This is a genomic window from Pseudomonas faucium (assembly GCF_021602585.1).
GTDB classification, from domain to species: domain Bacteria; phylum Pseudomonadota; class Gammaproteobacteria; order Pseudomonadales; family Pseudomonadaceae; genus Aquipseudomonas; species Aquipseudomonas faucium.
This window is the reverse complement of sequence record NZ_BQIP01000009.1, coordinates 100737-114816: the sequence shown is the minus strand read 5'-3', so window position 1 is coordinate 114816 and position 14080 is coordinate 100737. Positions and strand designations below refer to the sequence as shown.

Annotated in this window: 6 protein-coding genes; all 6 read left to right on the top strand. The window is 65.0% G+C overall.

Features of this window, described 5'->3' with window-relative positions:
* Positions 1–83 precede the first annotated feature (83 nt).
* Complete coding sequence (locus L6D75_RS12925) at positions 84–584, top strand: GNAT family N-acetyltransferase (protein WP_176514245.1); 501 nt, start codon at positions 84–86, stop codon at positions 582–584.
* The gene (locus tag L6D75_RS12920) at positions 581–907 is read left to right on the top strand and encodes a DUF6916 family protein (protein ID WP_176514247.1); all 327 of its coding nucleotides are present in this window, start codon (positions 581–583) and stop codon (positions 905–907) included. Before L6D75_RS12925 ends, L6D75_RS12920 begins: the two co-directional genes overlap by 4 nt.
* A 64-nt stretch (positions 908–971) precedes the next feature.
* Positions 972–1526 carry a phage tail protein gene (locus L6D75_RS12915; RefSeq protein WP_176514249.1) on the top strand — a complete coding sequence of 185 codons (555 nt, stop codon included), beginning with the start codon at positions 972–974 and terminating at the stop codon, positions 1524–1526.
* A gap of 51 nt (positions 1527–1577) precedes the next feature.
* Positions 1578–2120 carry a phage tail protein gene (locus tag L6D75_RS12910; protein WP_176514251.1) on the top strand — a complete coding sequence of 181 codons (543 nt, stop codon included), beginning with the start codon at positions 1578–1580 and terminating at the stop codon, positions 2118–2120.
* Between the two features lie 57 nt (positions 2121–2177).
* Entirely contained in the window at positions 2178–2732 is a 555-nt protein-coding gene (locus tag L6D75_RS12905; RefSeq protein ID WP_176514253.1) for a phage tail protein, read from the top strand.
* Positions 2733–2856: 124 nt separating this feature from the next.
* Positions 2857–14046, top strand: coding sequence for a DUF4347 domain-containing protein (locus tag L6D75_RS12900; RefSeq protein ID WP_176514255.1), 11190 nt, complete (start codon positions 2857–2859; stop codon positions 14044–14046).
* Positions 14047–14080: the final 34 nt, after the last annotated feature.

Below are 14080 nucleotides of genomic sequence, written 5' to 3'. Positions count from 1 at the left end.
TCAATTTGCCATGCCTCACGCGCTGACGTCCGTCACGCCACAAGTTTGCCCACAGGCTGCTGTAAACAGGGAAGTTTGCACCGATGTCGAACTGCGCTGTGACCCTCCGTGCCCTGCAAACGGGCGACATGCCCTTTATCGAGCAACTGTATGCCACCAGCCGTGCGCAGGAGATGGCCCATAGCGGCTGGCCGGCGGAGCAGGTCGCTGCTTTCTTGAGCATGCAGTTCAACGCGCAGCACACCTATTACCAGGCGCATTTCGCCCGCGCCGAGTTTCTCATCATCGAGCACCAAGGCCTGCGTATCGGCCGCCTCTATCGCCACTTCGGCGAAACCTGCGCCCTGTTGATCGACATCGCCCTCATTCCAGCGTTCCAGAAACGCGGCATCGGCTCTGCGTTGCTCGAAGACTTGCAGCGCCAGGCCGATGAACGTGAATTGCCAATCGAACTTTCCGTTGAGCCCTACAACCCGGCGCTGCAGCTGTATCAGCGCTTTGGTTTCAAAGTGATCAACCAGGCCGGGGTATACCTGCGCATGCGCAGGGAAGCCCCGAATCACCCTCGCAGGATGGCGCAATGAGCGAACCAATCGATTTCCAGATGCCCACTTTCGCACTGCTGGAGCAGGCACCGGCGGACGCCTTCACGCTGCAGGTCTCCCCGCAACAGCAGGTTCAGGTGACCCGCACGGCCATTCGCACAAGTGCGGCAATGAGCGATGAATACGAGTGTTACGCCGTCATTTTCGCATTGCCCGAAGGGTTGCACCTGCCTCAGGCGGTGTTTCGGCTCGGCGGCCCGGGCGGTCAGCACTGGCTGCTGCTGATGACCCCGGTAATGCCTGAGGAAGATGGTCGCCCAGCCCTGGAAGCGGTGATTCACCGCAAGCGCGAAGCTGCCTGAGGCGCTGTTGCAGATCCGCCACCGGCTGAAAGATTCCAACCCCAGCAACAAAGGACGTGTTCGAATGAGTGACGCATACGTTGGTGAAATCAGGATATTCGCTGGCAACTACGCGCCCGTGGGCTGGTTGATGTGCCAGGGGCAAGCGCTGTCGATCTCGCAATACCAGTTGCTGTTCTCGATCATCGGTACCACTTACGGTGGCAACGGCGTCTCCACGTTCCAACTGCCGCATTTCGGTGGTCGTATGCCGGTCGGGCAAGGCCAGGCGCCGGGCGTCGGCAGTTTCTACGAGCTGGGTGAGTTCGGTGGCCAGGAAACGGTCTCGGTACTGGCCAGCAACATGCCGGCGCATACCCACACGCTCGGTGCCACCAGCAAGCCGGGCACGACCAACGTGCCTGGGCCGGACACCTACCTGGCGGCGGTTACCGATTCGGCGGGTTCGCCGGTCAATATCTACGGCGAGGTCAACAACCCTGCCACGCCGCTGAACACAAGCCTGGCCCCCACGACGCTTTCCGCCACCGGCGGTGCGACGCCGATCGCGTTGCGCAATCCCTATCTGGCTCTTTCATTCATCATTTGCGCCGAGGGCTACTACCCACCTCATCAGTGAACTCGACCGACCCGCACATCTTCAACTACGCGCATATACAGGAAGTGTTCGATGAGTGAGCCCTACGTCGGCGAAATCAAGATGTTCGCCAGCACCTACGCACCCTATGGCTACGCCTTCTGCCAAGGGGACATTTTGCAGGTTAGCCAGAATCCGGCGCTGGCTGCCGTTCTCGGCCGCACGTTCGGCGGCGATGGCCTCGCCACGTTCGGCCTGCCAGACCTGAGAGGGCGCGGCCCGATAGGTCAAGGACAGAGTGGCGCAACCTCCAACTTCGCCTTCGCCAATGCGGGTGGCGCCGAGACCGTCCAACTGTCCAGCAACAGCATGCCCTCGCATAACCACCCGCTAAACGGGTCGTTGTCCGCAGGCGTTACCAACGTGCCTTCGCCGCGCGCGGTGCTGGCGTCCGCCACCGATGCTGCGGGGACGCCGCTGAACTTCTATGGCGACGCCACCACGGCAATGAATGTCAGCATGCAGGGGGAGTCGGTCAGCGTGGTCGGCGGAGTGCAACCCATTTCCTTGCGAAACCCTTACATGCCCATCTCTTTCATCATCGCCCTGACTGGCGAATGGCCTACCAAACCGTGATCCACATTCACGCAAGGCTGAGCCACCCCCCCCATTACGCAAGGAAGGAAGCGTCCGATGAGTGAGCCCTTTATCGCAGAAATCAAGATGTTCGCTGGCAACTTCGCACCCCGGGGCTATGCCCTGTGCCAAGGCCAGCTGATGCTGGTACGCCAGAACCAGGCGCTGTACGCACTGCTTGGCAACCTCTATGGCGGAACAGCGCCCGACACCTTCGCCTTGCCCCACTTCGGCGGGGTCACACCGATCGGCCAGGGTCAGTTCCCGAACACTGGAGCGATTTATACCGTCGGCAAGGGCGGGGGGGCCGAAGCCGTCACCCTGACCAACAACAACCTGCCGCAGCACACTCACCAGATGGGGGCCACCGACCAGAAAGGTGTAGCCAGCCAGCCAACCAACGTGGCTCATCTGGCTGCAGCCGAGGACAGTGCCGGTACGCCATTGAACATCTACGGGCAACGCAGTAATCCGGCGACGCCCATGGACACTTCGCTGGCGCCCCAGGCGATCGGCAACAGTGGTAGTTCGGTGCCGCTTTCGGTGCGCAACCCGTACCTGGCTGTCAATTTCATCATCGCCGTGTCCGGGATCTACCCAAGCCGCGGCTGACGTGCCGGGCGAGGGGGCCAGGGCCCCCGAATGGCCATGACTGGCGGTGCCCGTGAGGGCGCCGTCCTTTTTAAAGGCCGCTTCGCATGGCCATGTGAAGGGGTTCAATACCAGGAGGTGCTGCATGAAGCTCATCGAACGTTTTTCGCGCAAACCAGCCCCACAGCAGCCCGTGCCCGCACCCGGCGCCGCGCCGCTGTTGATGGCGCTCGAACCGCGGATCATGTTCGATGCGTCGGTGGCCGTGGTTGCCCAGGATGCGGCGGCGCAGACCGGCGCCGATGCGGCCAAGGACAGCGCCCCCAGCCAGGACGCCAGCCAGCCCCCGGCCGCGACCGCCGACGCCACCGGCCAACCCGATGCCCAGCGCCAGGAAGTGGTGTTCATCGACGGCAATGTCAGCAACCTCGAGCAGCTGCTGTCGGGGCTGTCCGGCAAGCCCGAAGTGGTCATCCTCGACCCGAACAAGGACGGCCTGCAGCAGATGGCCGACTACCTCAAGGGCCGCGAAGGGCTCGATGCCATCCATCTGCTGTCGCATGGCGCCGATGGCACGGTGCAGATGGGCAATGTCTGGCTCAACAGCGGCAACCTTGCCGAGCACAGCGCCGCGCTGGAGAGCGTCGGCGCCGCACTGAAAGCCGATGGCGACTTGATGCTGTACGGCTGCAAGGTGGGCGAGAACAGCAAGGGCCAGGCTTTGCTCGATGGCCTGGCCGCCATCACCGGTGCCGATGTCGCAGCGTCCACGGACGATACCGGCGCCGCCGCCCTGGGTGGCAACTGGACGCTGGAGCGCGTCAGCGGCTCGATTGAAACCACCCCGCTGGGCGCTGAGCTGGGTGGTTATGAAAACCTGTTGGCCGCCAGCTATACCACAGGCTCAGGCCAGACCCTGCCCGCGAACGCGCTGGCGCGTTATGTGATCGGCGATTTCAACAACGATGGCATCGACGACATCCTGTTCCAGCCTGGCACCAACGGCACGGCCTGGCAGCTCGCGCTGGGCAGCAACAGTGGGGTGTTCACCTATTACGCGGCCAGCGATGCGCAGTACTCACCGTTTTCCAATGTCGGCCTGATCGACGCTGCGGGCAACGGTACCAACTACTACGCCGCCGACTTCGACAATGACGGCGACACCGACCTGCTCGGGGTGGCCGTGAGCGGGGGCTCGGCTTACCTGTACCGCTATGACACCAGTACCGGCAAGTACACCCGCGAAAACGCCAGCGGCTTTACCGATGCGCAGTTAGGCGTGCGCCTGGTGGTCGGCGACTTCAATGGCGACGGCGCCGCCGACATCCTTTACACACCCGGTACGGCCAACGTCTGGCGTTATGCGCAGAACAACGGCAACGGCACTTTCACGACCCTGGACCAGGGGCTCAGCCCTTTTGCCAACGTTAGCCTGATCGCCATTACCACCTACAACTACCGGGTGGTGGATTTCGATGGTGATGGCGACCTCGACGTCTTCGCCTTCAGCAACAACAGCACCGGTTTCTTGTACCGCAACGATGCCGGCGTGTTCTCTTCCGCGCCCACCGTAGGCTTACCCTCGGTGCCGCTTGCCGCCAGGGCGGTCATCGGCGACTTCGATGGCGATGGCGATGCCGACATCCTCTACCAGATGGCCGACCTCGGTGCCTGGAAGTACGCCAGCCAGAACGCCGACGGCTCGTTCACTGCAGCGGTCGACCTGATCAACTCGCCTTTCGGCGTTGCCAGCCTGCCCAACATGGGCTTTCAGAACGTGAGGGTCGGCGACTTCGACGGTGACGGCGACAAGGATGTAATCGGTAGCGTGGCCGCCAGCAGCGCCATGGTCTATTACCAGAGCGGGGGCTTGCCCAAGCTGGTCAGTGCCACGCCAGCCGACGACAGCTTGAACGTATCAACCTCGGCCAACATCACCTTGACCTTCAGCGAAAGCGTGACCCTTGGCAGCGGCTTCATCTACATCGTGCGGCTGCGTGACGGTGCCGTGGTGCAGAGCATCGCCGCCGGCAGTTCTGCGCTGAGCGGATCCGGCACGACCTGGATCATCGACCCTCCGGCCGACCTGGCCCAGGGCACCGAGTACGCGATCCGCATCGACGGCAAAGCGTTCGTCAATGCCGACGGCAAGGCGTTCGGCGGCATCCTCAACAACTCGGCACTGAATTTCACCACGGTCATCGCCCAGCCACCGGTGATCGGCAATCTCAATGGCGATAGCGTCACCCATATCGAAGGCGCCCCGGTAACGCTGATCGATGCGGGCGGCAATGCCATCGTCAGCGATGCCGACAGCGCCAACTTCAACGGTGGCAACGTCACCGTGCGCATCAGCAGCAACAATGTCGCCAGCGAGGACGTGTTGTGGATCACCCATACCGGCAGCGGCGTCGGGCAGATCGGCATCAGCGGCAACAGCGTCAGCTATGGCGGCGTGCTGATCGGCCTGTTCACCGGCGGTAGCCTGGGCAATCCCTTGGTCATCAGCCTCAACGGCGCCGCGACCCCGGCCGCCGTGAGCGCGTTGCTGCACAACCTGGCCTACCGCAACGCCGGCAACGGCGACATCAGCACCGTTACGCGCACGGTGCAGGTCACCGTCAATGACGGGACAGGCAGCACCAGCAACGTGGCTTCGGTGACGTTGAACGTCAGCGCAGTCAACGATGCCCCTGTCGTGAACACCATCGGCACTTCGCCGGCCTACACCGAAGACGGCGCTGCCGTGCAGCTGTTCAGCGGCACATCGATCAGTACCGTCGAGGCCGGGCAGACCATCGTCGGGATGGTCTTCACAGTCAGCAACCTCGGCAACGGCGCCGCCGAGAAGCTGGTCATCGATGGCTCCGATGTGAGCCTGGTCGGTAACAACAGCGTGTTCACCAGCGGCAATGGCATGACGGTCACCGTCACCGTCAGCGGCAGTACCGCCACCGTCACCCTGACCCATACCGGGCTTGCCGCGGCCACGGCGCAGAGCATCGTCAACAGCATCGCCTATCGCAACGACAGCCAGGGGCCGTCCGGTTCGGCGCGGGTGGTAACGCTGGAAAGCGTGCGCGACAGCGGCGGCACTGCCAACGGCGGCCTCGATACGCGCTTGGTCAACGTGTCCAGCACGGTGTCGGTGGTCGCGGTCAACGATGCGCCGACGCTCAGTGGCGGCCCCTTCGTGATGGCCAGCACCAACGAAGATACGGTCACCGGCGGCAACCTGGTGAGCGCCATCCTCGGCAGCGTCGGCTACAGCGACGTGGACCCGGGTGCCCTGGCCGGTATCGCGATCACCGCCACCAGCGGCCGCGGCATCTGGCAGTATTCCACCGATGGCATCAGCTGGAGCAACTTCGGCTCGGTTTCGTCGAGCAGCGCACTGTTGCTGACCGCCAGCACCCAGGTGCGCTACATCCCCGACGGCGCCAACGGCGAGAACGTCGGCTTCACCTTCCGCGCCTGGGACCGTACCACCGGCACGGCCTCGATCACCGGCAGCCGCGGCCTGGCCGATAGCACCAGCAATGGCGGCAGCACGGCGTTCTCCTCGGGTACCGCCCAGGCCACCCTGGTGGTGTCCTCGGTCAACGATGCACCCTTGCTGAACCCGCAATCGCCGGCCCTGACGGGCTTGATCGATACCGCCACCAACAACGCGGGTGACCCGGTCAGTGCCCTGGTCGGTGGCGTCACCGATGTCGATAGCGGCGCGCTGAAAGGGGTTGCCATCACCGGCCTGACCACCACCCATGGCGTGTGGCAATTCAGTACCGACAGCGGTACCACGTGGCTCGACATCGGCGTGGTATCGGACCGCGCCGCATTGATCCTGCGTTCATCCGATCGGGTGCGCTTCGTCCCGGACGGCTTCCATGGCGAAACCGCCACCCTCACCTACAAGGCCTGGGACCAGAGCAACGGCACCGCCGGCCTGCAGGGCGTCAAGCTCGACACCAGCACCTCGGGCGGCACTTCGGCCTTTTCCACCTCGACCGACACCGCCAGCGTGGTGGTCACCGCGGTCAACGAGGCGCCGACGCTCGCTGGCAGCGGCGGCAGCGTGGCCTGGACGGAAGGCAACAACACCACCTCGGTGCCCGTGGTCATCGACAATGGCATCACCATCACCGACCCGGATGGCCCAGGCATTGCCTCGGCCACCGTGCGCATCTCGGCCAATTACAGCACCGGCCAAGACTACCTGGCGCTGGTCAACAACCCGGCGACCATGGGCAATATCAGTGCCTCCTGGGATGCCGCCAGCGGCACCCTGACGCTGACCTCCGCCGGCAACCAGGCGACCCTGGCGCAGTTCCAGGCGGCCTTGCGGGCGGTCACTTTCAGCAATCTGTCGGACGCCCCAGCTACCCAGACGCGCACCGTGGAGTTCAAGGTCAATGACGGCGGCCTGGACTCTTCCGCGGTCACCCGCAGCATTACCCTCACCGCCGTGGATGACGCGCCGGTGATCAGTGCGCCGACGACAATCCTGGTGGTCGAAGATACCGCTTCGGTGATCAACCAGATCAGTGTCAGTGATGCTGATTCCGCCAGCGGCACGGTGACCCTGAGCGTCCTGTCGGGCAGCCTGGGTGCCACCAGCGGCGCCGGTGTGACAGTGGGCGGTAACACCATGACACTGACCTTGACCGGCACGCTTTCAGCCATCAACGCCTTCATCGCCAGCAACCGGGTGACCTATATCGCGGCGGCCAATGCCAACGGTGACGTCACCCTGACCATCACGGCCAATACTGGCAGCATCAGCAATGACAGCAGGGCCATGACCCTCACGATCATCCCGGTGAACGACACGCCCGTGGTCACTGTGCCGGGGAGCATTACCGTGACCGAGGACGTGCCCGGCGCCATCACCGGTGTCAGCTTCAGCGACGTCGACGCCGGCAGTGGCAGCGTGACCGCGACCTTCTCGGTGCCCAGCGGCACCCTGAGCGCGGTGGGTGGACAGGGCGTGGTGGTCGGCGGCGACGGCACCGACCGCCTGACGCTCACCGGCACCCTGGCCGATATCAACGCCTTCATCGCTGGCAACAACCTGAGCTACCGGACCGCACTGAACGCTACCAACAGCGTGACCCTGACGGTGACCATCAACGACAACGGCAACACCGGTGGCAGCCCGCTGACCGACACCAAGACCGTGACCATCAGCGTCAATGCGGTCAACGATGCGCCGGTCAACAGCGTGCCGAGTGCCCAGACTGTCGCGCAGAACGGTTCTGTGGCGTTCAACGATGGCAATGGCAACGCCATTTCCATCAGCGATGTGGATGCCGGCAGCAGCCTGATGACCGTGACCCTGAGCACGGTGAACGGCACCATGAACCTGGCCAATACCAGCGGCGTGACCCTGTTGATCGGCACTGGCCTCAACAACGCCGTCATTCGCATCCAGGGCTCACAGGCCAACCTCAACGCCGCGCTGCAGAGCCTGGTTTTCACGCCTACCAGCGGGTACCAGGGCCCCGCCCAGCTGATCATCCAAACCAACGACCAGGGCAATACCGGCAGCGGTGGGGCGTGGAACACCGTCGGCACCATCATGATCAATGTGGTGCCGGTGAACCCCAAAGTGACCGATGTTTCCGCCCAGGGCCTGGACCGCACCGTGAAGATCGGTGACGAGGTGCTGGTGAACGTTGTATTCGACCAGGCGGTGTTCGTCGACGCCAGTGGCGGCACGCCGAGCCTGCTGCTGGAAACCGGCCTGGTCGACCGCAACGCGGTCTACCTGAGCGGTTCGGGCAGCAATACCCTGGTGTTCAAGTACACCGTGCAGGCCGGTGACCTCAGCGCCGACCTGGACTTCCAGAGCACGGCGGCCTTGCAGCTCAACGGCGGGGCACTGGCCAACGCCACCCACGACCTGGCGATCCTGACGCTGCCGACCGTGGGTGGCGCGGACTCGCTGGGCGGGCGCAGCAATATCGTGGTCGATGGCGTGGTGCCGGTGGTGGCCAGCGTCAGCGCGCCGGCAGACGGCACTTACATCCCCGGCCAGAACCTCGACTTCACCGTCAACTTCAGTGAGCGCGTGGTGGTCGACAGCAGCGGCGGCGTGCCGCGCATCGCCGTCACCCTGGACACCGGCGGCACGGTGTACGCCCAGTACGTGTCCGGCTCCGGCAGCAGCGCGCTGGTGTTCCGCCTGACGGCGGCCAGCGGCCAGCTGGACAGCAACGGCGTCACCCTGGGCGGCTCGGTGCAGCTCAACGGCGGCAGCATCCGCGATGCGGCCGGCAATGACACCCAAGTCACCCTCAACAGTGTTGCCAGCACTGCCAACGTCAATATCGACGGCGTGGTGCCAGCGGTGGTCAGCGTGGCCATCCCGAGCGATGGCAGCTACAAGGCGGGCGACGTCCTGACCTTCACCGTCAATGCCAGCGAAGCCCTGCAGACCGGCGCGCTGGCGCCGCGCCTGGTGCTCAACGTGGGTGGCGCGACCCGCTATGCCACGTATGTCTCCGGCAATGGCAGCGCGGCGCTGGTGTTCCAGTACACCGTGCAGGCCGGCGACAACGACGCCGACGGCATCGCGGTCAGCAGCCTGGACCTGCGCGGTGAGCAGCTCACCGACCTGGCCGGCAACGACATGAACCTGGCCCTCAACGGCATGGGCAGCACCGCGGGCATCCTGGTCGACACCACAGTGCCGGCCGCCAGCAGTATCGTGCGTGTCGACGCCTCGCCGAGCAACAGCGGCTCGGTCAGCTTCACGGTGACCTTCAGCGAGGACGTCAGCGGCGTCGATGCCAGTGATTTCAGCCTGGTATTGAGTGGCAGCGCCACAGGCAGCATCAGCAGCGTCACCGCCGTGGACGGCCACACCTACACGGTGCTGGTGAGTGGGCTGAGCGGTGTTGGCAGCCTGCGCCTGGACCTGAACAGCAGTGCCACCGGCATCGCCGATGCGGCGGGCAACCTGCTTGCCGGTGGCCTGGCCGGGGCCAGCTACAGCATCGACCGGGTAGCGCCGAGCGTCACCCACGTCGATGTGCCGGCCAACGGCAGCTATGTGGCCGGGCAAAACCTGGACTTCACCGTGCACTTCGACGAAGCGGTGCAACTGGACACCAGCGGCGGCACCCCGCGCCTGGAAATCACCCTGGACAATGGCGCCAAGGCCTATGCCAGCTACCTGTCCGGCGCCGGCAGTAATGCCCTGGTATTCCGCCTGACCGTCACCAGCGGCCAGATGGACAGCGATGGCATCAGCGTCGCCAGCAACCTGCAGCTCAACGGCGCCACCTTGCGCGACGCGGTCGGCAACCCGGGCAACCTGGCCCTCAATGGCGTCGGCAGCACCAGTGGCGTATTGATCGACGCCGTAGTGCCGCTGGTTGGTTCGGTAAGTGTGCCGGCCGACGGCAACTATAAAGCAGGCGATGTGCTGAGCTTCACCGTCCACACCAGCGAAGGCGTGGTGGTTGACAGCACCACCGGCACGCCGCGCCTGTTGCTCGATATCGGCGGCGTGCAGCGCTATGCCGCCTATGTTTCAGGTGCTGCCAGCGGTGCGCTGGTGTTCCAGTACATCGTGCAGGGCGGGGACAACACGGCCAGCGGACTGGGCGTAGGCAACACCCTGGACCTCAATGGCGGCAGCGTGCGCGACCCTGCAGGCAACCCGCTGGGCCTGCAACTCAACGGCCTGGGCAGCACCGCCAACGTGCTGATCGACACCGTGTTGCCGACCCCGGCGCAGATCAGCCGGGCCGACGCGACCCCAAGCAACAGTGCTTCGGTCAGCTACAACGTGACCTTCAGCGAGGATGTCAGCGGTGTCGATGCCAGCGACTTCAGCCTGGTGTTCGGCGGTGACGCCACCGGCAGCATCGAAAGCGTCACGGCGGTGGACGGGCGCACCTATGTGGTCAAGGTCAGCAACCTGAGCGGCACCGGCAGCTTGCGCCTGGACCTCAACGCCAGCGGCACCGGCATTGCCGATGCGGCGGGCAACCTGCTTGCCGGTGGCCTGGCCGGGGCTAGCTACAGCATCGACCGGGTAGCGCCGAGCGTCACCCACGTCGATGTGCCGGCCAACGGCAGCTACGTGGCCGGGCAAAACCTGGACTTCACCGTGCACTTCGACGAAGCGGTGCAATTGGACACCAGCGGCGGCACCCCGCGCCTGGAAATCACCCTGGATAATGGCGCCAAAGCCTATGCCAGCTACCTGTCCGGCGCCGGCAGTAATGCCCTGGTATTCCGCCTGACCGTCACCAGCGGCCAGATGGACAGCGATGGCATCAGCGTCGCCAATAATCTCCAGCTCAACGGCGCCACCTTGCGCGACGCGGTCGGCAATTCGGGCAACCTGGCCCTCAATGGCGTCGGCAGCACCAGTGGCGTATTGATCGACGCCGTAGTGCCGCTGGTTGGTTCGGTAAGTGTGCCGGCCGACGGCAACTATAAAGCAGGCGATGTGCTGAGCTTCACCGTCCACACCAGCGAAGGCGTGGTGGTTGACACCACCACCGGCACGCCGCGCCTGTTGCTCGATATCGGCGGCGTGCAGCGGTATGCCGCCTATGTTTCAGGTGCTGCCAGCGGTGCGCTGGTGTTCCAGTACATCGTGCAGGGCGGCGACAACACGGCCAGCGGACTGGGCGTAGGCAACACCCTGGACCTCAATGGTGGCAGCGTGCGCGACCCTGCAGGCAACCCGCTGGGCCTGCAACTCAACGGCCTGGGCAGCACCGCCAACGTGCTGATCGACACCGTGTTGCCGACCCCGGCGCAGATCAGCCGGGCCGACGCGACCCCAAGCAACAGTGCTTCGGTCAGCTACAACGTGACCTTCAGCGAGGATGTCAGTGGTGTCGATGCCAGCGACTTCAGCCTGGTGTTCGGCGGTGACGCCGCCGGCAGCATCGAAAGCGTCACGGCGGTGGACGGGCGCACCTATGTGGTCAAGGTCAGCAACCTGAGCGGCACCGGCAGCTTGCGCCTGGACCTCAACGCCAGCGGCACCGGCATCGCCGATGCGGCGGGCAACCTGCTTGCCGGTGGCCTGGCCGGGGCCAGCTACAGCATCGACCGGGTAGCGCCGAGCGTCACCCACGTCGATGTGCCGGCCAACGGCAGCTACGTGGCCGGGCAAAACCTGGACTTCACCGTGCACTTCGACGAAGCGGTGCAATTGGACACCAGCGGCGGCACCCCGCGCCTGGAAATCACCCTGGATAATGGCGCCAAAGCCTATGCCAGCTACCTGTCCGGCGCCGGCAGTAATGCCCTGGTATTCCGCCTGACCGTCACCAGCGGCCAGATGGACAGCAATGGCATCAGCGTCGCCAGCAGTCTCCAGCTCAACGGCGCCACCTTGCGTGACAGTGTCGGCAACGATGCTCTCATTGCACTCAATGGGGTGGGCGACACACGCCAGGTGCTGGTCGATGCCATCGTGCCGCAGGTGTCCAGCGTCGAGCTCCCAGCGCCGGGCGCCTACAACGCGGGCGATGTACTGCGCTTCACGGTCGCAGCCAGCGAGAAGGTCATCGTCGACACCACTACCGGTACGCCGCGCCTGGTCCTGAACATCGGCGGCGTTACCCGCTACGCCGCCTTTGTCTCCGGCAGCGGCAGCGACACCCTGGTGTTCGAGTACACCGTCGAACCCGGCAACAACAGCAACGGTGTCACCCTGGGCGCCAACCTCGAGCTCAATGGCGGCACCTTGCGCGATGCCGCAGGCAACGACATGGCGTTGGCTCTGGGTTTGCCCGCAGGCGACAGCGGCATCGTCATCGATACCGTAGCGCCCCGGGCCAGCCTGATCGCCAATGTCGACGTGACCCCGACCAATGCTGGCGCCGTGCGCTACACCGTGACCTTCGACGAGGGCGTCAGCGGCGTCGATGCTGCGGACTTCAGCCTGGTGTTCAGCGGGTCGGCCAGTGGCCGTATTGCCTCGGTGGTGCAGCTTGACGGGTGCACCTACAGCGTCCTCGTCGACAACCTGTCAGGCGCCGGCGACGTGCGCCTGGACCTCAATGCCAGCGCCACCGGCATCGTCGACGTGGCGGGCAACCCGCTTGCCGGCGGCCTGCAGGGCAGCAGCTACAGCATCGACCGCACCGCGCCTGCGGTCACCAGCGTCACGGTGCCGGCCAATGGCACCTATGTGGCCGGGCAGGTGCTGGATTTCACCGTCAACACCGATGAAGCGGTGCTGGTGGACAGTGGCGATGGCAACCCTCGGCTGGCCATCACCCTGGACAATGGCCGGGTGGTGTATGCCGACTACCTGTCCGGCTCGGGCAGTACTGCCCTGGTGTTCCGCCTCGCCGTCACCAGCGGCATGTCCGGCAACAGCACCTTTGCCGTGGGCGCGGCCATCGACCTCAATGGCGGCACCCTGCGCGATGCGCGCGGCAACGACGCCAACACCAGCCTCAACCAGGTCGGCGACACCGCCGCCATTCAGGTCGACGCCCAGGCGCCACGGCCGAGCAGCATCGTGGTCGATGGCCCGGTGCTGCCAACCGATCGCACCTTGAGTTTCACCCTCCGCTTCGACGAGGCGGTCAGTGGTGTGGACGCCGGCGATTTCTCGGTGCTGGGCACCGGCAGTGCCAGCGCCGTGGTGCAGTCGGTGCAGCGGATCGATGCACAGACGTACCGCGTGGTGGTCGGCGACCTGCGCGGGCAGGGGAGCCTGGCCTTGAGCCTGAACGCCCTGGGCAGCGGTATTCAGGACCAGGCCGGCAACCTGTTGGCGGCATCCCTGCTGGGGCAGGCCCAGGCCATCGCCACCCAGGATGTCGGCGACCTGCAGTACCGGCTCGACCCGCCGGCAACTGGCGGTATCGCGCAGATCCAGCCATTGGGCCTGCAGTCGCCTGTTGTACCAACGGCCGACAGCGTTTCGCCATTGGCAGCGCCAGCCTTGTTCGAAGTGCGCACGGTGGGCGGCGATTTGCAGCCACTGGGCACCATCTTCCTTGGCCAGGCCGGCAGCGCGCCAAGCTTCATCGCCCAGGTGTTCGCCAGCAGCGCTGCCGGCATCGGCGGGCAGGGCGGCTTCCTCGGCTTTGGCGGCGGCGATGGCGGTGTGTTCGCCAGCAGCACCTTTGCCACCCTCTTCAGCCGCGAGGTGCCAGGTGTCAGCGAGATGAACGTGTTCAACGGCAGCCAGTGGCGCCAGAGCGAACTCAACCAAGGGCTGCGCGGGGTGTTCGGTGCGCCGACGCTCGGCCAGCAACTGCAACGGATAAACGACGCCGACCAGCGCCAGGTGCGCGAAATGGCCCAGGCGTTGGCTCAGCCGACACAGATCGGTACTTCGGCATGACTCTCAGCACACACTTACGCGATCAGGCCGCAGG

Coding starts and splice junctions, on each gene's coding strand:
- L6D75_RS12925 (WP_176514245.1), top strand. CDS start 84: ATGTCGAACTGCGCTGTGACCCTCCGTGCCCTGCAAACGGGCGACATG.
- L6D75_RS12920 (WP_176514247.1), top strand. CDS start 581: ATGAGCGAACCAATCGATTTCCAGATGCCCACTTTCGCACTGCTGGAG.
- L6D75_RS12915 (WP_176514249.1), top strand. CDS start 972: ATGAGTGACGCATACGTTGGTGAAATCAGGATATTCGCTGGCAACTAC.
- L6D75_RS12910 (WP_176514251.1), top strand. CDS start 1,578: ATGAGTGAGCCCTACGTCGGCGAAATCAAGATGTTCGCCAGCACCTAC.
- L6D75_RS12905 (WP_176514253.1), top strand. CDS start 2,178: ATGAGTGAGCCCTTTATCGCAGAAATCAAGATGTTCGCTGGCAACTTC.
- L6D75_RS12900 (WP_176514255.1), top strand. CDS start 2,857: ATGAAGCTCATCGAACGTTTTTCGCGCAAACCAGCCCCACAGCAGCCC.